Source organism: Arenimonas alkanexedens, from assembly GCF_054781355.1.
Genome location: NZ_BAAGUO010000002.1, coordinates 141027 through 165793, shown reverse-complemented (window position 1 = coordinate 165793; position 24767 = coordinate 141027). Strand labels below are relative to the sequence as shown.

At 67.4% G+C, this 24767-nt stretch carries 27 protein-coding genes; 17 read left to right on the top strand and 10 right to left on the bottom strand.

The annotated features are described in order from the left end of the window. Nucleotides 1–24: 24 nt before the first annotated feature. Genes ACYVGY_RS05310 through hutG form a run of 3 tightly spaced genes read left to right on the top strand, consistent with a single transcriptional unit; the run spans nt 25 to nt 3354 of the window. The gene (locus ACYVGY_RS05310) at nt 25–1272 is read left to right on the top strand and encodes a DUF418 domain-containing protein (protein WP_460456427.1); all 1248 of its coding nucleotides are present in this window, start codon (nt 25–27) and stop codon (nt 1270–1272) included. A 34-nt stretch (nt 1273–1306) separates the two neighbouring features. Then, entirely contained in the window at nt 1307–2575 is a 1269-nt protein-coding gene (locus ACYVGY_RS05305; RefSeq protein WP_460456426.1) for an NAD(P)/FAD-dependent oxidoreductase, read from the top strand. Then, nucleotides 2572–3354 (top strand): N-formylglutamate deformylase, encoded by a 783-nt coding sequence (gene hutG / locus ACYVGY_RS05300; RefSeq protein WP_460456425.1) that lies wholly within the window; start codon nt 2572–2574, stop codon nt 3352–3354. Before ACYVGY_RS05305 ends, hutG begins: the two co-directional genes overlap by 4 nt. Here the strand turns inward: hutG and ACYVGY_RS05295 are convergent. The 7 genes from ACYVGY_RS05295 to parE all read right to left on the bottom strand — a co-directional run bounded on the left by ACYVGY_RS05295 (nt 3351) and on the right by parE (nt 10934). After that, nucleotides 3351–4172 (bottom strand): hypothetical protein, encoded by an 822-nt coding sequence (locus ACYVGY_RS05295; RefSeq protein ID WP_460456424.1) that lies wholly within the window; start codon nt 4170–4172, stop codon nt 3351–3353. The two genes, hutG and ACYVGY_RS05295, sit on opposite strands and share 4 nt — an antisense overlap. Next, entirely contained in the window at nt 4169–6136 is a 1968-nt protein-coding gene (locus tag ACYVGY_RS05290; RefSeq protein ID WP_460456423.1) for a carboxypeptidase-like regulatory domain-containing protein, read from the bottom strand. Before ACYVGY_RS05290 ends, ACYVGY_RS05295 begins: the two co-directional genes overlap by 4 nt. Next, on the bottom strand, nt 6133–6918 hold the full coding sequence (locus tag ACYVGY_RS05285; protein ID WP_460456422.1) for a hypothetical protein: 786 nt from the start codon (nt 6916–6918) through the stop codon (nt 6133–6135). The genes ACYVGY_RS05290 and ACYVGY_RS05285 overlap by 4 nt, the downstream gene beginning before the upstream one ends. Then, a complete protein-coding gene (locus ACYVGY_RS05280; protein ID WP_460456421.1) occupies nt 6918–7391 on the bottom strand; it encodes a hypothetical protein in 474 nt (157 codons plus the stop codon). The genes ACYVGY_RS05285 and ACYVGY_RS05280 overlap by 1 nt, the downstream gene beginning before the upstream one ends. Further along, nucleotides 7388–8044 carry a hypothetical protein gene (locus ACYVGY_RS05275; protein ID WP_460456420.1) on the bottom strand — a complete coding sequence of 219 codons (657 nt, stop codon included), beginning with the start codon at nt 8042–8044 and terminating at the stop codon, nt 7388–7390. The genes ACYVGY_RS05280 and ACYVGY_RS05275 overlap by 4 nt, the downstream gene beginning before the upstream one ends. A 73-nt stretch (nt 8045–8117) precedes the next feature. Then, on the bottom strand, nt 8118–8687 hold the full coding sequence (locus ACYVGY_RS05270) for a hypothetical protein (RefSeq protein ID WP_460456419.1): 570 nt from the start codon (nt 8685–8687) through the stop codon (nt 8118–8120). Nucleotides 8688–9044: 357 nt separating this feature from the next. After that, the gene (parE, locus tag ACYVGY_RS05265; RefSeq protein WP_460456418.1) at nt 9045–10934 is read right to left on the bottom strand and encodes a DNA topoisomerase IV subunit B; all 1890 of its coding nucleotides are present in this window, start codon (nt 10932–10934) and stop codon (nt 9045–9047) included. A gap of 174 nt (nt 10935–11108) precedes the next feature. Here parE and ACYVGY_RS05260 point away from each other — a divergent pair, with 174 nt between their 5' ends. The 8 genes from ACYVGY_RS05260 to truD are packed head-to-tail and all read left to right on the top strand — an operon-like array spanning nt 11109 to nt 17825. Next, nucleotides 11109–12818 (top strand): CTP synthase, encoded by a 1710-nt coding sequence (locus ACYVGY_RS05260; RefSeq protein ID WP_460456417.1) that lies wholly within the window; start codon nt 11109–11111, stop codon nt 12816–12818. After that, entirely contained in the window at nt 12818–13651 is an 834-nt protein-coding gene (gene kdsA / locus ACYVGY_RS05255) for a 3-deoxy-8-phosphooctulonate synthase (RefSeq protein WP_460456416.1), read from the top strand. The genes ACYVGY_RS05260 and kdsA overlap by 1 nt, the downstream gene beginning before the upstream one ends. Then, complete coding sequence (locus tag ACYVGY_RS05250; protein WP_460456415.1) at nt 13648–13968, top strand: hypothetical protein; 321 nt, start codon at nt 13648–13650, stop codon at nt 13966–13968. The genes kdsA and ACYVGY_RS05250 overlap by 4 nt, the downstream gene beginning before the upstream one ends. Next, nucleotides 13965–15251: a phosphopyruvate hydratase gene (gene eno / locus ACYVGY_RS05245; protein ID WP_460456414.1), complete on the top strand. Its 1287-nt coding sequence runs from the start codon at nt 13965–13967 to the stop codon at nt 15249–15251. The genes ACYVGY_RS05250 and eno overlap by 4 nt, the downstream gene beginning before the upstream one ends. Before the next feature lie 10 nt (nt 15252–15261). After that, on the top strand, nt 15262–15606 hold the full coding sequence (ftsB, locus tag ACYVGY_RS05240; protein ID WP_460456413.1) for a cell division protein FtsB: 345 nt from the start codon (nt 15262–15264) through the stop codon (nt 15604–15606). After that, nucleotides 15603–16289 (top strand): 2-C-methyl-D-erythritol 4-phosphate cytidylyltransferase, encoded by a 687-nt coding sequence (gene ispD / locus ACYVGY_RS05235; RefSeq protein ID WP_460456412.1) that lies wholly within the window; start codon nt 15603–15605, stop codon nt 16287–16289. The genes ftsB and ispD overlap by 4 nt, the downstream gene beginning before the upstream one ends. 28 nt (nt 16290–16317) lie before the next feature. Next, nucleotides 16318–16800 carry a 2-C-methyl-D-erythritol 2,4-cyclodiphosphate synthase gene (gene ispF, locus ACYVGY_RS05230; protein ID WP_460456411.1) on the top strand — a complete coding sequence of 161 codons (483 nt, stop codon included), beginning with the start codon at nt 16318–16320 and terminating at the stop codon, nt 16798–16800. Further along, on the top strand, nt 16797–17825 hold the full coding sequence (gene truD, locus ACYVGY_RS05225; protein ID WP_460456410.1) for a tRNA pseudouridine(13) synthase TruD: 1029 nt from the start codon (nt 16797–16799) through the stop codon (nt 17823–17825). The genes ispF and truD overlap by 4 nt, the downstream gene beginning before the upstream one ends. A 4-nt stretch (nt 17826–17829) precedes the next feature. Here the strand turns inward: truD and ACYVGY_RS05220 are convergent, their stop codons facing one another. Beyond that, complete coding sequence (locus ACYVGY_RS05220) at nt 17830–18411, bottom strand: Smr/MutS family protein (RefSeq protein ID WP_460456409.1); 582 nt, start codon at nt 18409–18411, stop codon at nt 17830–17832. Nucleotides 18412–18501: 90 nt separating this feature from the next. On the opposite strand from ACYVGY_RS05220, the gene surE reads away from it, so the two are divergent. From surE to ACYVGY_RS05200, 4 genes are read left to right on the top strand one after another with little or no spacing between them, the layout of a single operon-like run. After that, the gene (gene surE, locus ACYVGY_RS05215) at nt 18502–19281 is read left to right on the top strand and encodes a 5'/3'-nucleotidase SurE (RefSeq protein ID WP_460456408.1); all 780 of its coding nucleotides are present in this window, start codon (nt 18502–18504) and stop codon (nt 19279–19281) included. Further along, entirely contained in the window at nt 19278–19955 is a 678-nt protein-coding gene (locus ACYVGY_RS05210; protein WP_460456407.1) for a protein-L-isoaspartate(D-aspartate) O-methyltransferase, read from the top strand. The genes surE and ACYVGY_RS05210 overlap by 4 nt, the downstream gene beginning before the upstream one ends. Beyond that, entirely contained in the window at nt 19956–20540 is a 585-nt protein-coding gene (locus tag ACYVGY_RS05205; RefSeq protein ID WP_460456406.1) for a YqaA family protein, read from the top strand. It abuts the gene before it with no gap. Nucleotides 20541–20545: 5 nt separating this feature from the next. Then, nucleotides 20546–21433, top strand: coding sequence for a peptidoglycan DD-metalloendopeptidase family protein (locus ACYVGY_RS05200; RefSeq protein WP_460456405.1), 888 nt, complete (start codon nt 20546–20548; stop codon nt 21431–21433). An 18-nt stretch (nt 21434–21451) separates the two neighbouring features. Here the strand turns inward: ACYVGY_RS05200 and ACYVGY_RS05195 are convergent, their stop codons facing one another. Both ACYVGY_RS05195 and yhbY read right to left on the bottom strand, forming a co-directional pair. Continuing rightward, nucleotides 21452–21826, bottom strand: a complete 375-nt coding sequence (locus tag ACYVGY_RS05195; RefSeq protein WP_460456404.1) for an Mth938-like domain-containing protein — start codon at nt 21824–21826, stop codon at nt 21452–21454. A gap of 13 nt (nt 21827–21839) precedes the next feature. Next, the gene (yhbY, locus tag ACYVGY_RS05190) at nt 21840–22145 is read right to left on the bottom strand and encodes a ribosome assembly RNA-binding protein YhbY (protein ID WP_460456403.1); all 306 of its coding nucleotides are present in this window, start codon (nt 22143–22145) and stop codon (nt 21840–21842) included. Nucleotides 22146–22226: 81 nt separating this feature from the next. Here yhbY and rlmE point away from each other — a divergent pair, with 81 nt between their 5' ends. Together rlmE and ftsH are read left to right on the top strand one after the other, a co-directional pair. Further along, nucleotides 22227–22859 carry a 23S rRNA (uridine(2552)-2'-O)-methyltransferase RlmE gene (gene rlmE, locus ACYVGY_RS05185; RefSeq protein ID WP_460456402.1) on the top strand — a complete coding sequence of 211 codons (633 nt, stop codon included), beginning with the start codon at nt 22227–22229 and terminating at the stop codon, nt 22857–22859. Beyond that, on the top strand, nt 22856–24766 hold the full coding sequence (ftsH, locus tag ACYVGY_RS05180; RefSeq protein WP_460456401.1) for an ATP-dependent zinc metalloprotease FtsH: 1911 nt from the start codon (nt 22856–22858) through the stop codon (nt 24764–24766). Before rlmE ends, ftsH begins: the two co-directional genes overlap by 4 nt. Nucleotide 24767: the final 1 nt, after the last annotated feature.

The following is a 24767-nucleotide window of genomic DNA, read 5'->3' as shown; positions in this document are numbered from 1 at the left end:
CCCCCCTCGCCACTAGAGCTGCCCATGTCCGTTCCGACTGTGCTTGCCCCGGTCCCCGCGCACGAGCGCATAGACGCCATGGACGTGCTGCGCGGCTTCGCGCTGCTTGGCATTTTGCTGATGAATATCGAGGGCATGGTCGGACCCTTGCTGGGCGCCATGACCGGCATTGATCCGGCGCTGCAGGGCGCCGATCGCTGGGCCGACACGCTGGTCTACGTGTTCGTGCAGGGCAAGTTCTATCCGCTGTTCTCGATGCTGTTCGGCATGGGCTTCGCGGTGATGATGATGCGGGCCGAGGCGGCGGGGCATTCCTTCCTGCCCACCTATCTGCGCCGCGTGCTGGTGCTGCTGGTGATCGGGCTGGCGCATGCGCTGCTGCTGTGGAGCGGTGACGTATTGGTGTCGTATGCGCTGCTGGCGCTGCCGCTACTGTTCTTGTTCCGCCGTACGCCGGTCGGGCGCCTTCCCAAGTGGGGTATTGCCTTCCTGCTGGCGCCGTCGCTGTTTTTCCTGATGATCGGCGGACTGGTGTCGCTGGCCCTGAGCGTGCCCGGCGGCGCGGCAGAAATGGAGCAGGCGATGGCCCAGCAGGGCGCCGACATGGCGCTCGTGATGGAGGCACAGCGCCAGGCTTACGGCGCGGGCACCTGGTCTGAGGCCGTGGCGCAGCGCGGCGAGGACTTGAAGCAGATGCTGGGGCTGCTGATGTTCTGGGGCTGGCAGATCCTGGGCCTGTTCCTGCTGGGCGCCTGGTTCGTGCGCAGCGGCGCGATCGCGCGCCCGGATGAGTTCGCCGCGCTCTACGGCCGACTGCGTTGGATAGCGTTGCCGGGCGGGCTGGCGATGGTGCTGGTCTCATGCGCGATCAGTTCCGCCACGGACTTCAGCCGCTCCGACCTTCCGGCGATGGCGGCCATGGGGCTGTCCACCGTCGGCGGCTCGCTGATGGCGCTGGGCTACCTGGCCTGGATCCAGCGAGGGCTGCAGTCCGCGGCGGTCGCACCCCGGCTGATGTGGCTGGCGCCCGCCGGCCGCATGGCGCTGACCAATTACCTGCTGCAGTCGCTGGTTTGCACCTGGATTTTTTCCGGCTGGGGCCTGGGGTATTTCGAACAGTTGCCGCGGGCATGGCAGCTGCCGTTCGTGGCGGTGTTCTTCCTGCTGCAGGTGCTGCTGAGCCAGGCCTGGCTGTCGCGCTTCCGGATGGGACCGATGGAATGGCTCTGGCGCGCCGCCACCTACCTGCGGCTGCCGCCGATGCGGCGTTGACCGCCGTTCGCGGGCAGGCAGATAGAATGTCGGCATGAACGAAAGCGGCGATGCGGATGTCCTGATCCTGGGCGGTGGCGTGATTGGCCTGGCCTGCGCGCACTACCTGCTGGCCGAAGGCCGCTCGGTGCGCATCCTGGAGCAGGGGCGGGTCGGCGGCGCGGCGTCCTGGGGCAACTGCGGCACACTCACGCCCAGCCATTCGCCGCCGCTGGCCGGGCCGGGCATGGTCGGCCAGGCGCTGCGCTGGATGCTCAGCCCGTCGGCACCGCTCTACGTCAAACCGCGCTGGGATCCGGCCCTGATGCGCTGGCTGCTGCGCGTGGCCGGTCGCTGCAATCCCGGCGACTGGCGCCAGGGCGGCCTGGCCAAGGGGGCACTGCTCAACCTCTCGCGCGCGCTGACCGAAGGCCTGGTCTATGGCCAGGGACTGGACTGCGGCTTCGAGGCCTCGGGGTTCCACTATGTTTTCCGCAGCCGGCGCGCGTTGGAGAAACAGCAGCGCGACCTGCCGCTGCTGGCCGAACTGGGTATCCGCGCCCAGGTGCTCGACGGCGCCGCGCTCGCTGCCGATGAGCCGGCGCTGCGTCCCGGGCTTGCCGGCGCCATCCATTTTCCTGGTGACGCGCAGCTGCGTCCCGATCGCTACACCGCCGAACTGGCGCGCGTCGTTCGTGAGGCCGGTGGAGTGATCGAGGAAGGGGTGCTGGTGGGCGGTCTGGAGCGCGGACGCAATGGCATTGACGCGGTGCAGACCAGCGAAGGTCGCCGAAGCGGCGGCAAGGTGCTGCTGGCGATGGGGGCCTGGTCGCCGCGCTTTGGCCAGATGCTGGGGCTGGATATTCCGGTGCAGCCGGGCAAGGGCTACTCGATCACCTACGACCGCCCGGCCCTGGTGCCGCGACGGCCGCTGGTGCTCAAGGAGCGCAGCGTCTGCGTCACCGCCTGGGACGACGGCTTCCGGCTGGGCAGCACCATGGAATTCAGCGGCTATGACGACCGGCTAAATGCCACCCGGCTGGCCGCGCTCGAGCGCGGCGCGAGCGAATACCTGCAGTCGCCGCCCGGCGGCGAGCGGCGCGAGACCTGGTGCGGTTGGCGTCCCATGAGCGTGGACGACCTGCCGCTGCTCGGCCGATCGCCCAAGCACAGCAATCTTTGGCTGGCCACCGGCCACGGCATGATGGGCATGGGTATGGCGGCCGGCACCGGGCGCCTGATGGCGGACCTGATGGTCGGCCGGGCACCGGCGATCGATCCGGCGCCCTATGCACCCTCACGCTTCCAGGGGCGCGGTTCATGAGTATTTTCGAACTGCATCGCGGGCAGGCACCGCTGCTGGTGAGTCTCCCGCACGACGGCACGGTCATCCCCGATGCCATGGCGGCGCGCATGTTGCCCGCGGCGCGCGCGGTGCCCGACACCGATTGGTTCGTCAGCCGCCTCTATGCCTTCGCACGCGAGTTGGGTGCATCGGTTCTGGTGCCGGCGCATTCACGCTATGTGGTGGACCTGAATCGTTCGCCTGACGACGTTTCGCTCTACCCGGGCCAGAACACCACCGGGCTGTGCCCCGCGCTGCGTTTCGATGGCGAGCCCGTGTATCTTCCCGGCCAGGCACCGGACGCCGACGAGGTGCTTGAACGCGTGGACACCTACTGGCGTCCCTACCACCAGGCGCTGGCCGAGGAGCTGGCCCGCCTGCGCACGCAACACGAACGCGTGCTGCTGTGGGAAGGCCATTCGATCCGCGGCACCGTACCGTTTTTGTTCGAGGGCAGGCTGCCTGACCTCAATCTGGGAACCGCGGCTGGCGGTAGCTGCGCGCCGGCGATGCAGGCCAGGCTGGAGGCGGTGTTGGCCGCCCAGTCGGACTTTTCCTGGGTCGCCAACGGTCGCTTCAAGGGTGGTTACATCACGCGCCACTACGGCCAGCCGGCCCAGGGCGTGGACGCCGTGCAGATGGAGCTGGCGCAGTCGACCTACATGGACGAGGACGCGGTGCGCTACGACGAGGCCCTCGCGGCCCGCCTTCAGCCGCTGCTGGCCGCCTTGCTGCGTGCGGCGATGACGCCGCGCTAGGGGAAAGATGCGCCGGTGAGCGAGGCGCCGGTGCGGCGCTGGCGCGGATCGAAGAAGCACATTGCCTGCCGGGACTTGATCTGGTCGAGCTTGTCGCAGCCGGCCTGGCGTGCCGTGCGCCCGTCCAGGCCCTGCAGGCCGATGGTGGCCTGGGCTCCGCGGCTGTCGTCCACCGACGCGAACTGCAGCGCGATGGCATGGCTTTGATGGTAGAGCACGGCCTGTGCGCGCAGCGGCTGGCTGCTGCGCAACGGCGCGGCGCGCTCGAAGCGATTCCACTCGATCACCGTGCAGTCTTCGGCGACATCGACGGCGCTGGCGCGCGGGCAGGTCGGAAAGTAGGCGTGGCGGATGCTGCCGCCGGCCTGGGCGCGGAGGTCGTCGTGGTAGACATAAATACGGTTCTGTACGGCCGCGGCATTGTCAGCGCGGGCGGGCAGGCTGCAGTCGTTGCTGAAATCCGCGCCGTCTTCGCGCGCCAGCGAATCGGCAGCGGCCAGGTAGCCGTTGGCTGACACCACCAGCGCGCTGTTGGGCAATTGGTAGAACTCGAAGGGCGCGGCCAAATGCAGCACGGCCGCAAGATCGTCGCTGGCAGCGCCCGGGTGGCCAGCCTGCAGTGACAGCACCGCGGCGCCCTCGCCCAGGTCCACGTAGTCATAAGTGCAGTCGGTCCCCACCTCACTGCCTGCCAAGGTGTAACCGTAGAGGTCGGCACCCCCGTTGGCGCGCTCGCGCGCCTGCAGGCCGACCGCGATTGCCGCCGCCAGCGCCAGGCCTACCAGCTTGAGAATCAGCGAGGACTTATCGTGGTTCATCGCTGGCGCCTTGCGCCGATGTCGACGCGTGCGGCTTCGCGCACTTCGACGTCGATGGTGCGCGCGTTGTTGCCTTCGTCGAGGAACCACGGCAGCGGCAGGTTGTCCGGCACCACGGTGATGGTGTGGCTGCCGACCGCTACCCGTGGGAACTCGAAGTTACCCTGGCTGTCGGTGCGGACGGAGAACCTGCCATCCAGCAGGACGGTGACGTTGGCTGCCGGAAGTTCGGAGGCGGCACGCTCGCCATCGTCGTTCTCGTCCAGGAAGATGCTGCCGCGCACCGAGCCTGCTGCGGCCCCAGGCGTGCCGCCCATCACGAAGGCGGGGGTGCCGGACTGGCGTTCGTAGCGCAGGCTCAGGAACAGTGAGCGCTCGCGCGGGATACGGAGGAACTGGTCCTGTGGTGCGAGGGGGTCGAGTTGGAATGGGGAGCGCTGTTCGCCGCGGTTGTGGTACGCCGTTGCCGAAAGCCACCAATGCATGCCGACGCGCCAGTTCAGGCTGAGGTTGATGTCGGTGCCCCTGAACGAGTCAGGCCCCGATCCGCGCACCCAGCGAACGTTGCCGTCCAGGCTCAGGCGATCGGTGAGCTCGATGCCGCCGAGCGCCGCGAGGCTGTAGCTGCGGGACGTGCCGATCCGATCGTCTTCGGTGGTCGCGTAGGCCGTGGACAAAGACAGCCGGGAGCCGGCACGTACCGGCAGTTCCTGGTCCAGCGAAACCTGCCAGTCTTCGCGGTCGGACGTGCTGGCCTGGTCTAGCTGCAGCCGCGTCTGTCCCCAGTTGGAGCGGCGGTCGACAAACCAGCGGCTGGAGAAGTCGGTGTAGGCGTCAGCGTCGCGAACGTTCACGCTGCCGCCGATGCCCAGATTCGCGCGCGCCTGGTAGCGCAGGTAGGCGCTGGCGAAGGTGCCGTCGAAGCTGTCGCCGCTAACCGAGTAAATCTGGTCCACGCCCGCCGACCACGTCCAGCGCGGATGCCGGTAGTTGGTACGGAAGTAGAAACCTTGAGCATCGTTGTTGATCGGCAGCGCCCCCCAGGCCAAGCCGGGATCGAGCCTGAAAACGCCGTAGTTGTATGCGTAGCGGCCGCGGTTGGATGCCAGGTCGGCCCACGCGCCGAACGCGTCGCCGAGAAAACCGCGGCTGGACTGCACGTGCAGGTTTGCGCTATCGCGGCGGCCGGCCCAGGCAGTGGAGAACAGGATGGCTTCGGTGCGGCCGTCCTGAAACTGCCCGCCGCCCAGTTCATCAGGGATGATGCGGCCATCGGTCACTAGCGCCGACGCGGCGCCGGTCCAGCCGGGCGCCCATCGCCATTGCGCGCCGATCGTGCCGACGTTGCCGTCAGCCTGGTCGAAGGCGACGATGCGAGAGCCTGCGAAGACGCCTGCCTGTCCGATCGAGCCGATCAGGCTCAGGCCACGCTCGCGGTTTTCCCACAGCGAGGTGAGGCCCGAGAACGGTACGCTGGGAAGGAAGAAGCGATACTGATCGCGCTGCAGCGGCGTCAGCGGGGTGTTGAGTACGCCTAGTCCGTTGTCGACGCGCCAGCCGCCGTCGAAGGCCAACTCCCGCTGCCAGAGCGTCGCCGAGCCTACCCAGCGAGCGTCGCCGGTGCGGCCTTGATTGCTTCGATACAGCGTCGCGTCGAGCGAGAAGTTGCCCCAGCGTTCGGTTTCCCAAAAGCCACCAAAACTTGCGCCTGACTCGGAGTAGCGCGTGTCGCCGCGCTCGATCTGGCTGGTGACCAGCTCAAGCCGCCAGCTGCGGGGCAGCCCGGTAGCATCGAATACCTCTTCGTCGTCCGCAGGCAGCGGCTCGAGCTTGCCGGGATCGATGATCCGGTCTTGGTAGTCCGAGGTCTCGTCGGCATCGTCTTGGGCGAAGGTGACGGCGGGGCACGTGGCCAACACCAGTACGATCGCCAAGACCAGGCGATTCTTGGGCGGCGTGCTCATCGGTCGGCCGTTACCTCTACCGGGATGCGCTGACTGCCCCAATCCAACTGGCCGCGCAGCTGCAGCGGGAAGGTTAGCTTGGTGTCCGCGCTCGCCCCGTCCGTCACTGGAATCAAAGGAATATCGCGGCGGGCGCCCGGCAGAATCGGCGAGTTTGCGGGCGTCAGTGTCCATCGCTTTCCAACGGCATCGGTCGCCGTAAGAAAGCCTTCCAGTCGACCGTGGGCGTTGCCGTCGTTGACGACGGTGACGGCGGGAACGTCCTTGCCCTCGACGGTGATCACGCGCGTGTCGATGACGCTCATGCGCGCGGCGCCATCGCCAATGGTGAGGTAGACGATGATGCCGATGCGTCCAGCTACGTCCATGCCGTTGGCGGTCTTTTGCGGCTGGCCCTCGATCATGATCGCAAAGCGGCACTGGCCGGACGGCATGCCCTCGGGCACTGCGACCTCAAAGCGCAGGCGCTTGCGGCCGTTGGGATCCACCACGATCTCGTTCGCCTCCAGACCGACCCAAGGGCGGCAACTGTCGGGGCTCAGGGCGTACTCGAACTCGGCGTCGCCGCTGGCGGCCAGGATCCAGTCGGCGGTGCGGATTCGGAAGCGCGCGGGATTGAGAGAACCGCTCTGGATCTCGATCACGTTGCGATAGACCGCGCCGGGTTTGACGGCATCCTCGAAGCGCGGCGGCAGAACCTGGGCGTCGAAGCCTTGTGCGGACGCGAGTGAAGAGGTCGCGGCCATCACCAGGACCGACAGGGAAAGCAGGGCGCGGACCATCAGATCGACTCCAATTCGATTTCAAAGGCGAAACGCAGCGTGTCCGATCGGTCCAGGCTGTCGCCGTCGGCCTGGATGTTCAGGCGGAAGGTGTCCTGTAGGAAGTCCACGTCAATCGGGCCGGCATAGACCAGCGTGCGATCGCCGTTGCGCAGCTGGCCAGGGAGCATGCCGCCCTGCGTTGTCCAGCTTGCTATGACGTTGGCCCCGACCCGGGAGGGCAGGGTCTGATAGATCCGGGCGCGCTTGCCGCGCCACTCGCGGACATCCAACTGCACGAGCACCGTGATCGTTCCCGAAAGCGTTCCTGCCCGACCGTCGCGCGGCGCGGCTTGGTCCCAACGCAGCTGCATGGTGCTTCCCAGTACCTGGCTGCGACTGTCGTCAACCGGGAAGACCTGGGCCATGGTCGTAGGCGCAGCCAATGACAGGCTGAGGACGAGGGTGGCCAGCCAGGGACGAAGCGCGCTCATGGCTGCGCCAGCGTAAAGGTGACGGTGGCGGTATAGGTGCCGCCGGCATAGAGCGCCTGGTTGGCGTAGCTGAAGGTCATGCAGGTCTCGCGCCAGCGGTTGCGGGTGAAGGTGGTGAGCGGCCCTTGACCCGGCGCGAAGGTGCCGGCCGAGATGGGCTGCGCCCCGATGTCGCCATTGCCGCTGGTGGTCCAGCTGATCTGGGAAATGGGGATGGTGACGCCACCGGGCCCATTGAGCGTGGCCGGGGCGGTATAGGTGAGGCGCGCAGCCTGGCCGGTGGTGCCGTTCGTGGTCGTGCTGCGGTAGAAGCCACCGACGTAGACCTGACCGGAATTGCAGAACTGGAAATTGTCCCAGTCACTGATCGTGCGCGGATTATTGGGCGTGGTCATGAGCACCGGGCCCGTGACGAGGCCTTGACCCACCTGGGTGGGGACGGTGGCTCGAATGATGGGTACGTTGCCGCCGACGCCGGGCGTCGCAAAATTGCTGGCGCTATACGGGCCGTTGGCCATCAGGCCATCGCCCACGCGCAGGTACACCGCGCGCGGATTGCGTGAGTTGATGTTCACGTCAAAAGCATTTGCCAGCTGGGGAAGCAGCAGCGCGAGGATGACGGTGAACCATTGGATGGGGGCGGTGCGGGTCATGCCGGGGCTCCGAAATGCCGGGACCGACCCCAAAGGGCCGGTCCCGGTGAACTCGTGTTGCCAGGTGTTCTCTTTACGGGGTCGCGGCGGTGTAGGTGACGGTGCCAACGTAGGTACCGGCGGCGTAGGTGTTGGCGTTGGCATACTGGAAGGTCCAGTCGGCGGAACGGGCAATCACGCCGTTGGCGGCGGTCAGGCTGGTGGCAGCGGCGCCGATGCCCGGGACCGGGAACTGAGCGGCGTTCGAGCTGGTGCCGGAAATCTGCGCCCAGGGAATGGTCACCCCGCCCAGGACCAGACCAGTGCCCGAGCCAGCGGCGCTCAGGTTGACGTCGCCGACGTTGCTCAGCAGGGACACGCTGATCGGGGCGCCGGCCGCATTGGTGCGAGCCACGGCGGTGCCGGTGCCGACGTTGGCGGCGGCCACGGTGAAGTCGACCGAATCAACGGTGGCGCCGGCGGTGCCGACGCGGAAGCTGATGAAGCGCGGAATGATGACCTGGAACTGCAGGTCGGCGGAGGTGGTCAGCGCACCGTTGCCGGTGGCGAAATCGGACTCAGCAAAGGCCGGGGTCACGGCGATCAGACCGAGGGACGCCAGGCTGGTGAGAGCAAGGCCTCGGATGGCACGGACGTTCTTCATGATTCTATTTCCTTGGTTTGCGCCGTAAGGCGACGGGTTTGGTTTGGATTTGCTGTCCGGGCCGGGGTGCCGACCAGGGGCGCGCATTTGCGGGCAGGGAAGTCCAATGCAGAAAGCGTGCCAACGCCGCGCCCGGAGCTGCTTCAGGGCTGCCCGACTCGGGAAGTGAGCAGTCCGTCACATTAGGGGCGGCGCGGTACCCACGCAACACGGGGCGGCCAGCGGCCACCGGTAGCCGGCCGCAGCCGACGAAGGGTCGTTCTCGCGGGGCCGGTGGCCGTGAAATGTGACGTGGGGCGTCACATTCCTGACGACCGGGTCACGGTTTTGGGGCGATCTGGCGGATCCGGCCGGGGTTCAGACTTCCAGCGAGGCCAGGTCGCCCTTGGCTTCCAGCCAGGCCTTGCGGTCCGATGCCCGCTTCTTGGCGAGCAGCATATCCATCAGTGCGCGGGTGTCGTCGCTATCGTCCACCGTCAGCTGCACCAGGCGGCGCGTGTCCGGGTGAATGGTGGACTCACGCAGCTGCACCGGGTTCATCTCGCCCAGGCCCTTGAACCGGGTGACGTTGACCTGGCCGCGGATCTTTTCCTTCTCGATCCGGTCGAGCAGGATCCGTTTCTCTTCCTCGTCCAGGGCATAGAACACCTGCTTGCCCACGTCGACGCGGAACAGCGGCGGCATGGCCACGAAGATGTTGCCGGCCTTCACCAGCGCCGGGAAATGGCGCAGGAACAGCGCCGAGAGCAGGGTGGCGATATGCAGGCCGTCGGAGTCGGCGTCGGCCAGGATGACCACCTTGCCGTAGCGCAGGCCTTCGATGTTCTCCACGCCGGGATCGCAGCCGATGGCCACGGCCAGGTCGTGCACCTCGTTCGAGGCGAGCACGCCGCTGGACTCGACTTCCCAGGTATTCAGGATCTTGCCTCGCAGCGGCAGGATGGCCTGGAATTCCTTGTCGCGGGCCTGCTTGGCACTGCCGCCGGCGGAGTCGCCCTCGACCAGGAAGAGTTCGGTGCGGCCCAGGTCCTGGCTGATGCAGTCGGCCAGCTTGCCGGGCAGGGCCGGGCCCTGGGTGATTTTCTTGCGGGTAACCTGCTTCTCGGTCTTGAGCCGGGCCGACGCGCGGTCGATCGCCAGCTGGGCGATCTGCAGGCCGGTCTCGACGTGCTGGTTGAGCCAGAGCGAGAACGCGTCGTGCGAAGCGTTCTCGACGAAGGCCGCGGCCTGGCGCGAGCTGAGCCGTTCCTTGGTCTGGCCGCTGAACTGCGGGTCGGTCATCTTGACGCTGAGCACGTAGCTGACCCGGTCCCAGACGTCCTCGGGCGCCAGCTTGACGCCGCGCGGCAGCAGGTTGCGGAAGTCGCAGAACTCGCGCAGCGCGTCGGTGAAGCCCGAGCGCAGGCCGTTGACGTGGGTGCCGCCCTGGGCGGTCGGGATCAGGTTCACGTAGCTTTCCTGCACCAGTTCGCCGTCCGGCACCCAGGCCACGGCCCAGTCCACGATTTCGGTGTCTTTGCTCACGTGGCCCACGAACAGCTCGGCCGGCAGCAGGTCGCGGCCCACCAGTTCGCCGCGCAGGTAGTCGCGCAGCCCGTTCTCGTAGTACCACTCGTTGCGATCGCCGGTGGCCTCGTCGAACAGCTTCACGGTCAGGCCGGGGCAGAGCACGGCCTTCGCGCGCAGCAGATGGCGCAGCGCCTTGACCGCGAACTTGGGGGTGTCGAAGTACTTGGGATCCGGCCAGAACCGCAGCCGCGTGCCGGTGTTGCGCTTGCCGACCGTGCCCACCACTTCCAGCGCCGAGCTGCGGTCGCCGTCGCGGAACTCCATGCGGTGCTCCTGCGATTCGCGACGGATCACCACCTCGACCCGCTTCGACAGCGCATTGACCACCGAGACGCCAACGCCGTGCAGGCCACCGGAGAAGGTGTAGTTCTTGCCGCTGAACTTACCGCCGGCGTGCAGGCGGGTCATGATCAGCTCGATGCCCGGGATTTTTTCCTCCGGATGGATGTCCACCGGCATGCCGCGGCCGTCGTCAATCACCTCGCAGCTGCCGTCGGCGAACAGGGTCACCTCGACCGTCTTGGCATGGCCACCCAGGGCCTCGTCCACCGAGTTGTCGATCACTTCCTGGGCCAGGTGGTTGGGCCGGGTGGTGTCGGTGTACATGCCGGGCCGGCGCTTGACCGGGTCCAGGCCCGAGAGGACTTCGATGTCGGCGGCGTTGTAGCGGGTATTCATCCGGGGGTGGGCTCGGTGGGGCAGGGCATGGGGAGGCCCGCAGGATGGGCGTCGCGACCGGGCCGGTCAAGGCAGGCGGCCGGGGGCGCCGACACAAGTCATTGATGCGAAAAAGTTTCTCGCCCCGAGGCGGCTCAGCCGGTAGAATGCGGTTTTCCAGCGCCCGCATACCTCATGACTCGTCTTATCTTCGTTACCGGTGGCGTGGTGTCCTCGCTCGGCAAGGGCATCGCCGCGGCCTCGCTGGCCGCCATCCTGGAGGCGCGCGGCCTGCGCGTAACCATGATGAAGCTCGATCCCTATATCAATGTCGACCCGGGCACCATGAGCCCGTTCCAGCACGGTGAGGTCTACGTCACCGACGACGGCGCCGAGACCGACCTCGACCTGGGCCACTACGAGCGCTACCTGCGCGTGCGCCTGAGCCGCAAGAATTCGGTCACGACCGGCCGCATTTACGAAAACGTGATCCGCAAGGAGCGCCGCGGCGACTACCTGGGCGGCACGGTGCAGGTGATCCCGCACATCACCGACGAGATCAAGCGCGCCATCTTCGAAGCCACCGACGGCTTCGACGTGGGGCTGGTCGAGATCGGCGGCACCGTAGGCGACATCGAGTCGCTGCCCTTCCTCGAGGCCATCCGCCAGATCCGCACCGAGCGCGGCCCGGACCAGGCGATCTTCATGCACCTGACCCTGGTGCCCTACATCGCAGCGGCCGGCGAGCTCAAGACCAAGCCCACCCAGCACTCGGTCAAGGAGCTTCGCTCGATCGGCATCCAGCCGGACATCCTGGTCTGCCGCAGCGAGCGGCCCTTGCCCGACTCCGAGCGCCGCAAGATCGCGCTCTTCACCAACGTGCACGAGAAGGCTGTCATCAGCTGCGTGGACGTGGACAACATCTACAAGCTGCCGCTGTGGCTGCACGACCAGCAGCTCGACCAGATCGTGGTCGAACGCCTGCGGCTGGAAGACAAGGCCAAGCCGGCCGACCTGTCTGAATGGCAGGCGGTGGTGGACGCGACCGAGCACCCGGTGGACGAAGTCACGGTGGCGGTGGTCGGCAAGTACATTGACCACCAGGACGCCTACAAGTCCCTGTCCGAGGCGCTCAAGCACGGCGGCCTGCGCCAGCGCACGCGGGTCCGGCTCAAGTGGCTCGAATCCGAGCAGGTCGAAAAGGAAGGCGTGTCCGTGCTGGCCGGGGTGGACGCGATCCTGGTGCCCGGTGGTTTCGGCGACCGCGGCTTCGAGGGCAAGGTGCTGACGGCCAAACACGCCCGCGAGAACGGCATACCTTATTTCGGCATTTGCTACGGCATGCAGGCCGCGGTGGTGGACTTCGCGCGCAATGTCGCCGGCTTGGCGGGCGCCAACAGCACCGAGAACGACCGCAACTGCGCCCACCCGGTGATCGGCCTGATCACCGAATGGCGTACCGCCAGCGGCGAACTCGAGCGCCGCGACGAGAAGTCCGACCTCGGCGGCACCATGCGCCTGGGCCTGCAGGACCAACGCCTCAAGCCCGGCACCAAGGCGCGCGAGATCTACGGCAAGGACGTGGTTGGCGAGCGCCATCGCCACCGCTACGAATTCAATAATCGCTATCGCACCCAGCTCGAGGACGCCGGCCTGGTGATCAGCGCCAAGTCCATGGACGACCTGCTGGTGGAAATGATCGAACTGCCCAACCATCCGTGGTTCATCGCCTGCCAGGCGCACCCGGAGTTCCTGTCCACGCCGCGCGATGGCCATCCGCTCTTCATCGGCTTCATCACCGCCGCCCGCCAGCACAAGGCCGCCGTAGGAGGGCCTTCAGGCCCGAAGCTTTTTGCCGAAAACCAGGCAATCGCGGCTGAAGCCGCTCCTACAGGAGATCGTTGATGGACCTTTGCGGCTTCAAGGTCGGCCTGGACCAACCCTTCTTCCTGATCGCCGGCCCCTGCGTGATCGAATCCGAGCAGCTTCAGCTCGACGTCGCCGGCCAATTGAAGGAAATCACCGGCAAGCTCGGCATCAACTTCATCTTCAAGTCCAGTTTCGACAAGGCCAACCGCACCTCGGGCACCAGCTTCCGCGGCCCGGGCCTGGAAGCCGGCCTGAAGGTGCTGGCCGAGGTGAAGCGCCAGATCGGCGTGCCGGTGCTCACCGACGTGCATGAATACACGCCGATGGACGAAGTGGCCTCGGTGGTCGACGTGCTGCAGACGCCGGCCTTCCTGTGCCGCCAGACCGACTTCATCCAGAAGGTCGCGCGTGCCGGCAAGCCGGTGAACATCAAGAAGGGCCAGTTCCTGTCGCCCTGGGAAATGAAGCACGTCACCGACAAGGCTCTGGCCACCGGCAACACCCAGATCATGGCCTGCGAGCGCGGCGTCAGCTTCGGCTACAACAACCTGGTGTCCGACATGCGCTCGCTGAGCGTGATGCGCGACACCGGCTGCCCGGTCGTGTTCGACGCCACCCACAGCGTGCAGCTGCCCGGCGGCATGGACGGCAAGTCCGGCGGCCAGCGCGAGTTCGTGCCGGTGCTGGCGCGCGCGGCCGTGGCGGTCGGCATCAGCGGCCTCTTCATGGAAACCCATCCGGACCCGAGCAAGGCCCTCTCAGACGGCCCCAACGCCTGGCCGCTGCCGAAGATGGCGGCGCTGCTCGAGACCTTGCTGGAGCTCGATCGCGTGACCAAGCGATCTGGTTTCCTCGAGCAGTCGATGTGAAAGACGGTATCGCCAGCAAGGCAGCCCTGATCGAGGTGCGGCTGACGGTGCTGGACCAAGTGCGCGACTGGCTGCGGCGGTCCCTGCTGGCGATCTTCGCGCTGTACGTCCTGACCTCGATCATGCGCGAGCTTCGTTTCGACGATGCCCACCGGCTGCCGCTGGCCATCATGCTGGTGCTGTTGGGCGCCGGCCTGCTCGGCGTCACGTTGCGCGTCGTGCTGGCGCTGGCCCGTTCACGGCTGGCGCGGCAGCTTCAGGCGCTGCGCCTTGAAACCCTGATCCACGAATCCCGGAAACAGACGACCACATCATGACCAATATCGCCAAGATCCACGCCCGCGAGATTCTCGACAGCCGCGGCAATCCCACGCTTGAGGCCGAGGTCACCCTCGCCGACGGCAGCTTCGGCCGCGCCATGGTGCCGTCGGGTGCCTCCACGGGCACCAAGGAAGCGGTGGAACTGCGCGATGGCGACAAGAGTCGCTACCTGGGCAAGGGCGTGCGCAAGGCCGTGGCCAACGTCAACACCACGATTGCCGATGCGCTAAAGGGGTTTGACGGCGCCGACCAGGCGGGACTGGACGCCAAGCTCATCAACCTCGACGGCACCGAGAACAAGGGTCGCCTGGGCGCGAATGCACTGCTCGGCGTGTCCTTGGCCAATGCCCACGCCGTGGCGGCTTCCAAGCGCCAGCCGCTCTGGGCGCACCTGGCCGGCGGCCGTGAGGTCGCGCTGCCGGTGCCGATGATGAACATCATCAATGGCGGAGCGCACGCCGACAACAACGTCGACATGCAGGAGTTCATGGTGCTGCCGGTGGGCTGCGAAAGCTTTGCCGAAGCGCTGCGCTGCGGCACCGAGATATTCCATTCGCTCAAGGCCGTGCTCAAGGGCAAGGGCCTGGGCACTGCGGTGGGCGACGAGGGCGGCTTCGCGCCGGACCTGCGTTCGAACGAGGAAGCGATCGAGGTCATTCTCGAGGCCATCGGCAAGGCCGGCTACAAGGCCGGTGAAGATGTGCTGCTGGGCCTGGACGTGGCCAGCTCGGAGTTCTTCGACAACGGCAAGTACAACCTGGTGGGCGAGGGCAAGCGGCTCACGCCGGAGCAGTTCGTCGACTTCCTGGCCGGATGGAGCGCGCAGTACCCGATCATCACGATCGAGGACGGCATGGCTGAGAATGACTGGGCCGGCTGGAAACTGCTGACCGAGCGACTGTCGTCCAAGGTGCAGCTGGTTGGCGATGATCTGTTCGTCACCAATCCGAAGATTTTCAAGGACGGCATCGACCAGGGCGTCGCCAATGCGATCCTGATCAAGGTCAACCAGATCGGCACGCTGACTGAAACACTGGAGGCCATCGCGATGGCCGACGCCCATCGCTACGCCGCGATCGTGTCGCACCGTTCGGGCGAGACCGAAGACACCACCATCGCCGACATCGCGGTCGCCACCACGGCGACCCAGATCAAGACCGGTTCGCTGTGCCGCAGCGACCGGGTGGCGAAGTACAACCAGCTGCTGCGCATCGAGGAAGCGTTGGGCACCAAGGCCCGCTACGCCGGCCGCGACGCGTTCATCAGTCTCAAGCGCTGAGCACGCACCCTTGCGACGCTGGTGGGCCCTCGCGCTACTGCTCCTGCTCCTCACGGGCCTGCAGTACAAATTGTGGTGGGGCGAAGGTGCACTGGGCGAGGCGCGGGCGCTGCAGGAGCGAGTGGCCGAGCAGCGGCGCGAGAATGCGCGCCTTCAGCAGCGCAATGACGACCTGTCGGCCGAAGTTGAAGACCTGAAGTCGGGCGAGGCGGCGGTCGAGGACCGGGCCCGCAGCGAGCTGGGCATGATCAAGCCAGGGGAAACCTTCTACCGCGTGGTCGAGTCCGCGCGTTCGGCACCGCCGCGCGGTGACACCGAGCGCGATGCCCGACCGTCTCCGGAGCCGGAACAGTGACCTGGGCCATCGTGCCGGCCGCGGGCCGCGGTACCCGCTTCGGCGGCGAACGACCCAAGCAGTACCTGTCGCTGGCCGGCCGCACGGTGATCGAGCACAGCCTGCGGGCCGTGCTGTCCCACGATGACGTGGACGGTGTGGTGGTGGCGCTGTCGCCCGAAGACAGTGACTGGCCCGGCTGGCGTGAGATCGGCGGCAAGCCCGTGATTACCTGCGTCGGCGGCGCCGAACGCGCCGACTCGGTGCTGGCCGGACTGCACGCGCTCCCGGCCAGTGTCGATGCCGACCAGTGGGTGCTGGTGCACGATGCGGCGCGGCCCTGCCTGCATCCGGACGATCTGGCGCGGCTGATCCAGATTGGCCAGGCCGATCCGATCGGCGCTTTGCTGGCGGCGCCGGTGCGCGACACCCTCAAGCGCGCCGACGCCATCGGCAAGAGCCAGTCCACCGAGCCACGCGATGGCCTTTGGCGCGCATTGACGCCGCAGTTGTTCCGTCGCGGCGGCCTGGTCCGTGCGCTGGAGGCGGCGATGCGCGCCGGCATCCGCGTCACCGACGAGGCCATGGCCATGGAGCGGCTGGGCCTGCGCCCCTGCCTGGTCGAGGGCCGCGACGACAATCTGAAGATCACCACCCCCTCTGATCTCGCCCTGGCCGAGTACCTGCTGTCGGCCCGGACTTGAAAAACATTGCTTATTGATGGCCATTGAAATGACGAATATTCGCGTGGGACAGGGTTACGACGTGCACGCCTTCGGCGAGGGCGATCACGTCGTGCTCGGCGGCGTACGCATCGCGCACGATCGCGGCCTGGTCGCGCACTCCGATGGCGACGTGGTGATCCATGCCCTGTGCGACGCCTTGCTGGGCGCGCTGGCGCTGGGCGACATCGGCGTGCATTTCCCGCCAAGTGACGAACGCTGGAAGGATGCCGACAGCCGCGACTTCCTGAGGCACTGCCGCGCGCTGCTGGCGGAGCGCGGTTGGCGACTGGGCAACGCGGACGTCACCGTGGTCTGCGAGCGGCCCAAGCTGGCGCCACATGCCTTGGCGATGCGCCGCCATTTGGCCGAGGATATGGGCGTTGACCTCGACGACATCAGCGTCAAGGCCACCACCAGCGAAAAGCTCGGTTTCACCGGGCGTGGCGAGGGTCTGGCGGCGATGGCCGTAGCCCTGCTGGTGCGCGCATGAGCGAGCTGCCGCGGGCCCATGGTGCACCGGTGTTGAAGGCGCGTTTCCGTGCCGAAACCGACGATTTCGCCGTTGAGGAAATCGACGGCTTCGAACCCACCGGCGAAGGTGAGCACCTGCTGCTGACGGTGGAGAAGCGCGGAATGAACACCGCCTTCGCCGCCAAGCGCATCGCGCAGTGGGCCGGCATTCCCGAGATGGGCGTGGGCTACGCGGGCATGAAGGATCGCCATGCGGTCACAAGGCAGCGCTTCTCGGTGCATTTCCCCAAGCGCGTGTCGCCGGCGCTGGATGGGTTGGTGTCCGATGACCTGCGCGTGCTGGCCTCGCACTGGCACAACCGCAAGCTGCCGCGCGGCGCACTCAAGGGCAATCGTTTCGTGCTGCGCCTGCGTGAGGTGTCTGGCGATCGTGCGGCGATCGAAGCACGCCTGCAGGCGATTTCGGAGCAGGGCCTGCCCAACTATTTCGGCGTGCAGCGCTTCGGGCGCGAGGGCGACAACGTCGAGTCCGCGCGCCGCATGTTCGCCGGCCAGCGGGTGCCGCGCGAGCAGCGCTCGATCTACCTGTCGTCGGCCCGCTCGGAAATCTTCAACGCCGTGGTGGCTGCGCGGATCAGCGCCGGTACCTGGGCCCGGGGCGACGAAGGCGAGGTCTGGATGCTTGACGGCAGCCAGAGCGTGTTCGGTCCGGAGCCTTTGGACGAGGCCACGTCGGCGCGGGCCGCGGCCCAGGATATCCATCCGACCGGCCCGCAGTGGGGAATCGGCGAATTGCGCTCGCGCGGCGCCGTGCGGTCACTCGAGGAGGCGGCGGTTGCGCCCTTCGCCGACCTGCGCGCCGGGCTTGAGGCGGCGGGCCTCAAGCAGGAGCGCCGCGCCCTGCGGGTACGCGTTGGCGGGCTGGCCTGGCAGTGGCCGGCGGAGGATCAGCTGGAGGTGAGCTTCGCACTGGCGCCTGGCGCCTACGCCACTGGCCTGCTGGTGGAACTGGGCGACGTGGCCGACGCCACGATGGGCGGCTGAGGGCTCAGGCCAGGCCCAGGCGCTCGCCAGGGCGCTTCTTGGCCAGCAGCACCAGCACCGCGCCGGTGCCGCCCATCGCCTCGGGCGCCGAAGCAAACGCCAGTACGTCCGCACGCTGGCGCAGCATCCGGTCTACCAGCGCCTTGAGCACCGAGCCGCCTTCGGCGGTACGCAGGCCTTTGCCGTGGATCACCCGCACGCAGGCGTGGCCCAGCGCACGGGACTCGTGCAGGAACTGACGCAGCCAGCGCTCGGCTTCCACCGCGCGCAGCTGATGCAGGTCCAGTTCGCCGCCCAGGCTGTACTGGCCTCGCTTGAGCGCCTTGAGCACCTTTTCAGGCACCTCGTCGCGGCGGTAGGCCAGCGTTTCGGCCGCATCAATGGTCGCCTCGAGGTAGCTGGCGGTGCGTGACTGCACCAGCGCCAGCGCCTCGTCACGCGCCTGCATCCGCGGAACCGGTGCCGGGCGCGGGCGCTCGGGTCCGGAAGGCGGCGGCACGATCTCGCGCACTTCACCGATGGCTTCGCGGAACAGTGCAACGTCTTCTGGCGCGACGGCGGGCGGGCGGGGCGGCTTGCGCTTCATGATTGAAGACTAACCCGCCGCGCGGTGATGACAAGGTGGCCGCGACCCCGGGCGCATCCGTTATCATGTGATCTTTCCGCGGGACCCCGAATGCGCGTACTGGTAAGCAATGACGATGGCGTTGAAGCCCCGGGCATCCGGGTGCTGGCCGAAAGCCTGAGGGCGGCCGGCCACGACGTAACCGTGGTGGCCCCCGACCGGGACCGCTCCGGCGCCAGCAACTCGCTGACCCTGGACGCTCCGATTCGCGTCAAGGAAATTGGCGAGCGAGTCTGGCGCGTGGGCGGCACGCCCACCGACTGCGTCCATCTCGCGCTCACCGGCCTGCTCGACGCCGATCCCGACATCGTGGTCAGCGGCATCAACTCGGCCGCCAACCTCGGTGATGACGTCATTTACTCGGGCACCGTGGCAGCGGCGATGGAAGGCCGATTCCTGGGCCTGCCGGCTGTGGCGATGTCCCTGGTCACCAGCGAACAGTCGGCGCGCCACTACGACAGTGCCGCCCGGGCGGCGCTGGAGATCACCGCGCGGCTGCTGGTGGACCCGCTGCCGGCCGACACCATTCTCAACGTCAACGTGCCCGATCTGCCCTGGGACCAGCTGCGCGGCTATGAAGTCACCCGGCTGGGCCACCGTCATCGCGCCGAGGCCTGCATCGAACAGGTTGATCCGCGCGGTCGCCCGCTGTGGTGGATCGGTCCGGCCGGCCCCGAGCAGGACGCCGGCCCCGGCACCGATTTCCACGCGGTTCGCACCGGCCATATCTCGATCACGCCCATCCATGTCGATCTCACCCGTTACCAGGCGCTCGAGAAAGTCGCCAGTTGGGTCGGTGGCCTGGGCGAAGGCATGACCTCGAAAGCATGACGCCGCGATTCCACACCCAGCCGGCGGCCCACGGGCTTGGCATGACATCGCCGCGCGCCCGCGACCGCATGATCGAGCGCCTGCGCGCCGAGGGCGGTATCGCCGACGAGCGCGTGTTGACCGCGATGCGCACCGTGCCCCGACACCTCTTCATCGACGAGGCCCTGGCCAGCCGCGCCTACGAAGACACTGCGCTGCCGATCGGCAACGGCCAGACCATTTCCCAGCCCTGGGTGGTCGCGCGCATGACCGCCGCGCTGATCGAGCACGGCGTGCCCTCGCGCGTGCTCGAGGTGGGAACCGGTTCGGGCTACCAGGCCGCCGTGCTGGCCACGTTGGGGCTGGAAACCTACAGCGTCGAGCGCATTGAAGAACTGCTGCGGGTCGCGCGCCGCCGCTTCCGCAGCCTGGGCCTGAATATCCGCACCAAACACGACGATGGCCGCGTCGGCTGGCCCGAGTACGCGCCTTTCCCGGGCATCCTGGTCACCGCGGGCGCGGCGGCGCTGGAGCCGGCCCTGTTCGAACAGCTGCCCGAGGGCGGCACCCTGGTGGCGCCGATCGGCGCTGCCAGCGGCCAACGCCTGCTGCGCGTGCGGCGGGTGGAGGGTGAACTGGTGCAGGAAGATCTCGGCGCCGTTGTATTCGTGCCGCTGCTGCCGGGGACGCTCTGAGTGAAGGTGTTCGGACCGCTGTACGACACCTGCCGGCGCCTGGCGGCGCACGAAAGGGCGCCCTGGTACCTGGGCTTCATCAGCGCCATCGAGTCAATTTTCTTTCCCGTGCCCACCGACGTGATGCTGGCGCCGATGGCGCTGGCACACCCGAAGCGCTGGCTGCGCTATGGCCTGATCGCCGCGATCACCTCGGTGCTCGGTGGCCTGATCGGCTACGCGCTTGGCTTCTATTTCATCGAGGTGCTGATGCCCTGGATCGAGCGGGTGGGCTACCTCGGTCACTATCAGTCGGTGCAGGACCAATTCACCCGTTACGGCGTGTGGATCATGTTCGTGGCGGCGTTCACGCCGATCCCGTTCAAGGTGTTCACGATTGCCGGCGGCGCGGCAGCGATGCCGCTGCTGCCGTTCGCCCTGGCCTCGCTTATCGGTCGCAGCCTGCGCTTCCTGCTGGTGGCCGGCCTCATCGCCTGGGGTGGGCCGCGAATTGAGCCGCACCTGCGCCGCTACATCGAAACCGTCGGCTGGATTGTGGCGGCAGTCATCATTGGCGCCATCATCTGGTTGAACATGCGGGGATGACGACGATGACCGCACGCGCCCTGGTTCTTCTACTCGCTGCCTTGCTGCTGGCGGCCTGCGGGCATTCGCGGGTGGTCAAGCGCGAAGGCGCGCGGCCGACGCCGAACGCTTCGCGTGCCGTCCAGGCACCGCCGCAGGACGGTCAGTACCTGGTACGTGCCGGCGACACGCTGTACGGAATCGCCTTCCGGCACGGCCTGGACTACCGCGAGGTGGCCACCTGGAACCGCATTCCTGCGCCTTTCACCATCTATCCCGGCCAGAGCCTCCGACTGGCGCCGGCGGGTCGACGGCCTGCAGCCGGCGCGTCGGTCACCGGCATGCCTGCGCCGCGGCCCGCCGCCGGCGGTTTCGAGCCGGTCACGCCGACGCCGCGACCGGCGGTTTCCGCGCCCGTCGCTGCCGGCGCGGTAACGCCGCCGGTGGCCGTGGTTCCGACCCTCCCGACCGCTGGCGCCGGCGCCGTGCAGGGCACGCCGGTGGTGGTGCCGTCGGCACCCATCGTCCCCGCCGTCGTCAGCGCCGCCGGCTGGCGCTGGCCGACCCGCGGCCAGCTGATCGGCCGCTTTGCCGCCGGTGACCCGAAGCGTCAGGGCCTCGACATTGCCGGCACCGCCGGCCAGCCCGTCGTGGCCGCCGCCGACGGCGTCGTGGTGTATTCAGGCGCTGGCCTGGTGGGGTATGGCGAGCTGATCATCGTCAAGCACAGCGACGAGTGGCTGTCCGCCTACGCCCACAACCGCCAGCGCCTGGTAGGCGAGGGCACCGCGGTCACCGCAGGCCAGCAAATCGCCGAACTCGGTCGCAGCGGCACCAGCCGCGACATGCTCCACTTCGAAGTCCGCCGCAACGGCAAGCCCGTAGACCCCCTGACCGTCCTGCCCCCCCTGTAGGAGGGCCTTCAGGCCCGATCAGCCAGGAACGAGAAACGCAGCCACGACCTTCCGCCCTTCTGTGGCCAGGACGTTGAAGGTGCGGGCGGCCGCGGCGCTGTCCATCACCTCAATACCAATACCGCGGGTAAGCAGGGCGGCCATCACGGCGGGCGAGGGGAAGCGCTGGCGCGGACCGGTACCCAGCAGGACCAGGGCCGGTTCCAGCGCCAGCACGGCGTTCATGTCCTGCGGCTGCAGCTCGTCCACCGACGCCGGGCGCCAGGTCGACAGCAACTGGTTCGGGGTAAGTACGAAGCTCGCCGACAGGGTTTCCTGATTCACCAGCACGCCGGCGGCGCTGACGCCGCGCAGCACGTAGATGAAATCCGGGTTTTCCTGCGACAGCTGCACGATCGCGAGGCGCTCAGGCCTTGGGCAGTACGATCAGCGGGTTGTCCTGGCTGCGACGATAGAGCACTGCCATGTTGCCGATGCGCGCGACCAGGGCCGCTTCAGTGCGTTCGCAGAGGGCGCCGATCCATTCATCACGCAGTTCGCGGTCGCCGGCGGCCACACGCACCTTGATCAGCTCGTGACGATCGATCGCGAGGCCGGCTTCGGCCACCAGGCTGTCGGTGACGCCCTTGGCACCGACCAGGATCACGGGCTTGAGGTCGTGTGCCAGGCCGCGCAGGTAACGCTTCTGGGGATTGCTGAGGGCGGCGACCATGACGTTCCGGGCAGGTTCCAAAGGGGGCGTAGGGTATCATGACAGCCACTCCCGCCCTCAAAAAGGCCGCCTGGCCGCCCCATGGCACGCAGCAAAAGCAGCCCCCGCTGGCTCAAGGAACACTTCGACGACCCCTTCGTGAAACGGGCCCAGGCCGAAGGCATGCGCTCGCGCGCCGCCTACAAGCTCGAGGAGTTGATCGAGCGGGACCGCCTGCTCAAGCCCGGCATGGTCGTAGTGGACCTCGGGGCGGCCCCCGGCGGCTGGTCCCAGGTAGTGCGCCGCGACCTGGGCGACCATGGCCGGATCATCGCCCTGGACATCCTGGAGATGCCGCCCATCGCGGGCGTCGAATTCATTCACGGCGATTTCAGAGAGGACGGGCCATTGTCCCAACTGGAATCCCTGCTCGGCGGCAAGCCGGTGGACCTTGTCCTTTCCGACATGGCCCCCAACATGACGGGTGTGGATACCGTGGACCTGGCCCGGGCGATGTACCTGTCCGAGCTGGCCCGCGATTTCGCGGAAACCCATTTGAAGCAAGGCGGCAACTTCCTGATCAAGCTGTTCCAGGGCGAGGGCTTCGATGCCTACGTCAAGGATCTCAGGACCCGCTACGACAAACTGGTAATCCGCAAGCCGGCGGCCTCCCGTCGCCGATCGAACGAAGTCTATGCGCTGGCCCTGGGCAAGCGTCGAGGAAGCAAAGCATGAATGACCTGGCCAAGAACCTGCTGCTCTGGTTGATCGTTGCCGTCGTGCTGATGGCGGTGTTCCAGAGCATGTCCGCGCCCGTGAACGCCCCGTCCAGCGAACTGACCTACAACCAGTTCATCGACGAGGTGAAATCCGACCGCGTCGCGAAAGTGAACATCGATGCCAACAACATCGGCATCGTCGGCGAGCGCAAGGACGGCAGCAAGTTCACCACCGCCAATCCGCGCGATCCGCTGCTGGTGGACACGCTGTTCGAGAACGCCGTGGTCACGGTCCAGGAAAAGCCGTCCGAGCGCTCGCTGTTCTGGAGCCTGGTCACCAGCTTCCTGCCGATCCTGCTGCTGATCGGTGTCTGGATCTACTTCATGCGCCAGATGCAGCAGGGCGGCGGCAAGGGCGCCATGAGCTTTGGCAAGTCGCGGGCCAAGATGCAGGGCGAGAACGAGGTCAAGGTCACTCTGGCCGACGTCGCCGGCTGCGACGAAGCCAAGGAAGAAGTGGGTGAGCTGGTTGAATTCCTGCGCGATCCGGGCCGATTCCAGAAGCTGGGCGGGAAGATCCCGCGCGGCGTGCTGATGGTCGGTCCCCCGGGTACCGGCAAGACCCTGCTGGCCCGCGCCATCGCTGGCGAGGCGAAGGTGCCGTTCTTCTCGATCTCGGGTTCTGACTTCGTCGAGATGTTCGTCGGCGTCGGCGCCAGCCGCGTGCGCGACATGTTCGAGACCGCCAAGAAGCATGCGCCCTGCATCATCTTCATTGACGAGATTGACGCTGTCGGCCGCCACCGCGGCGCCGGCCTGGGCGGCGGTCACGACGAGCGCGAGCAGACCTTGAACCAGCTGCTGGTCGAGATGGACGGCTTCGAGGGCGGTGAGGGCGTGATCATCATCGCCGCCACCAACCGCCCGGACGTGCTCGACCCGGCCCTGCTGCGCCCGGGTCGCTTCGACCGCCAGGTGCATGTCGGCCTGCCGGACGTGCGCGGCCGCGAGCAGATCCTGAAGGTGCACATGCGCAAAGTCCCGCTCGACAATGACGTCGAGGCGATGACGATTGCCCGCGGCACCCCGGGTTTCTCCGGCGCCGACCTGGCCAACCTGGTCAACGAGGCCGCCCTGTTCGCGGCGCGCGAGAATGCCAAGGCCGTGCGCCATGAGCACTTCGACCGCGCCCGCGACAAGATCCTGATGGGCACCGAGCGCCGCTCGATGATCATGAGCGAGGACGAGAAGAAGCTGACCGCCTACCACGAGGCCGGCCACGCCATCGTCGGCCGCGTCGTGCCCGACCACGATCCGGTTTACAAGGTCACCATCATTCCGCGCGGCCGTGCGCTGGGCGTGACCATGTACCTGCCGGAAGGCGACAAGTACAGCTACAACCGCACCCACATCGAGTCGATGCTCAGCTCCCTGTACGGCGGCCGCGTTGCCGAAGAGCTGATCTTCGGCACCGACAAGGTCACCACGGGCGCCAGTAACGACATCGAGCGCGCCACCAAGATGGCCCGCAACATGGTCACCAAGTGGGGTCTGTCGGACGAACTCGGTCCGATCGCTTACGGCGAGGACGAGGACGAGGTGTTCCTGGGTCGTTCGGTAACCCAGCACAAGTCGGTCTCGGACGACACCGCCCGTAAGATCGATGAAGTGGTGCGCGGCATTCTGGATCGTGCCTATGCGCGCACGACCGAAATCCTCACCAACAACATGGACAAGCTGCACGTCATGGCCGAGGCGCTGCTGACCTACGAAACCATCGATGCGCTGCAGATCGACGCGATCATGGAAGGCCGCCGTCCCGGCCCGCCGGCCGAATGGGCCAAGTCTGGCCGCGTCTCCAAGGACGACCCGGGTCCGGGCAACGCCGCCGGCCCGCTCGGCGGCCCCATGCCCCAGACCTGAC

Excerpts from the sequence above, each read along its gene's own strand:
- ACYVGY_RS05210 (WP_460456407.1), top strand. The coding sequence starts at position 19,278 with ATGACGCCGCGATTCCACACCCAGCCGGCGGCCCACGGGCTTGGCATG.
- ACYVGY_RS05310 (WP_460456427.1), top strand. The coding sequence starts at position 25 with ATGTCCGTTCCGACTGTGCTTGCCCCGGTCCCCGCGCACGAGCGCATA.
- rlmE (WP_460456402.1), top strand. The coding sequence starts at position 22,227 with ATGGCACGCAGCAAAAGCAGCCCCCGCTGGCTCAAGGAACACTTCGAC.
- ftsH (WP_460456401.1), top strand. The coding sequence starts at position 22,856 with ATGAATGACCTGGCCAAGAACCTGCTGCTCTGGTTGATCGTTGCCGTC.
- ACYVGY_RS05220 (WP_460456409.1), bottom strand. The coding sequence starts at position 18,411 with ATGAAGCGCAAGCCGCCCCGCCCGCCCGCCGTCGCGCCAGAAGACGTT.
- ACYVGY_RS05295 (WP_460456424.1), bottom strand. The coding sequence starts at position 4,172 with ATGAACCACGATAAGTCCTCGCTGATTCTCAAGCTGGTAGGCCTGGCG.
- ACYVGY_RS05290 (WP_460456423.1), bottom strand. The coding sequence starts at position 6,136 with ATGAGCACGCCGCCCAAGAATCGCCTGGTCTTGGCGATCGTACTGGTG.
- truD (WP_460456410.1), top strand. The coding sequence starts at position 16,797 with ATGAGCGAGCTGCCGCGGGCCCATGGTGCACCGGTGTTGAAGGCGCGT.
- hutG (WP_460456425.1), top strand. The coding sequence starts at position 2,572 with ATGAGTATTTTCGAACTGCATCGCGGGCAGGCACCGCTGCTGGTGAGT.
- ispF (WP_460456411.1), top strand. The coding sequence starts at position 16,318 with ATGACGAATATTCGCGTGGGACAGGGTTACGACGTGCACGCCTTCGGC.
- ACYVGY_RS05270 (WP_460456419.1), bottom strand. The coding sequence starts at position 8,687 with ATGAAGAACGTCCGTGCCATCCGAGGCCTTGCTCTCACCAGCCTGGCG.
- eno (WP_460456414.1), top strand. The coding sequence starts at position 13,965 with ATGACCAATATCGCCAAGATCCACGCCCGCGAGATTCTCGACAGCCGC.
- ACYVGY_RS05280 (WP_460456421.1), bottom strand. The coding sequence starts at position 7,391 with ATGAGCGCGCTTCGTCCCTGGCTGGCCACCCTCGTCCTCAGCCTGTCA.
- kdsA (WP_460456416.1), top strand. The coding sequence starts at position 12,818 with ATGGACCTTTGCGGCTTCAAGGTCGGCCTGGACCAACCCTTCTTCCTG.
- parE (WP_460456418.1), bottom strand. The coding sequence starts at position 10,934 with ATGAATACCCGCTACAACGCCGCCGACATCGAAGTCCTCTCGGGCCTG.
- ACYVGY_RS05200 (WP_460456405.1), top strand. The coding sequence starts at position 20,546 with ATGACCGCACGCGCCCTGGTTCTTCTACTCGCTGCCTTGCTGCTGGCG.
- ACYVGY_RS05260 (WP_460456417.1), top strand. The coding sequence starts at position 11,109 with ATGACTCGTCTTATCTTCGTTACCGGTGGCGTGGTGTCCTCGCTCGGC.
- ACYVGY_RS05305 (WP_460456426.1), top strand. The coding sequence starts at position 1,307 with ATGAACGAAAGCGGCGATGCGGATGTCCTGATCCTGGGCGGTGGCGTG.
- yhbY (WP_460456403.1), bottom strand. The coding sequence starts at position 22,145 with ATGGTCGCCGCCCTCAGCAATCCCCAGAAGCGTTACCTGCGCGGCCTG.
- ACYVGY_RS05275 (WP_460456420.1), bottom strand. The coding sequence starts at position 8,044 with ATGACCCGCACCGCCCCCATCCAATGGTTCACCGTCATCCTCGCGCTG.
- ACYVGY_RS05285 (WP_460456422.1), bottom strand. The coding sequence starts at position 6,918 with ATGGTCCGCGCCCTGCTTTCCCTGTCGGTCCTGGTGATGGCCGCGACC.
- surE (WP_460456408.1), top strand. The coding sequence starts at position 18,502 with ATGCGCGTACTGGTAAGCAATGACGATGGCGTTGAAGCCCCGGGCATC.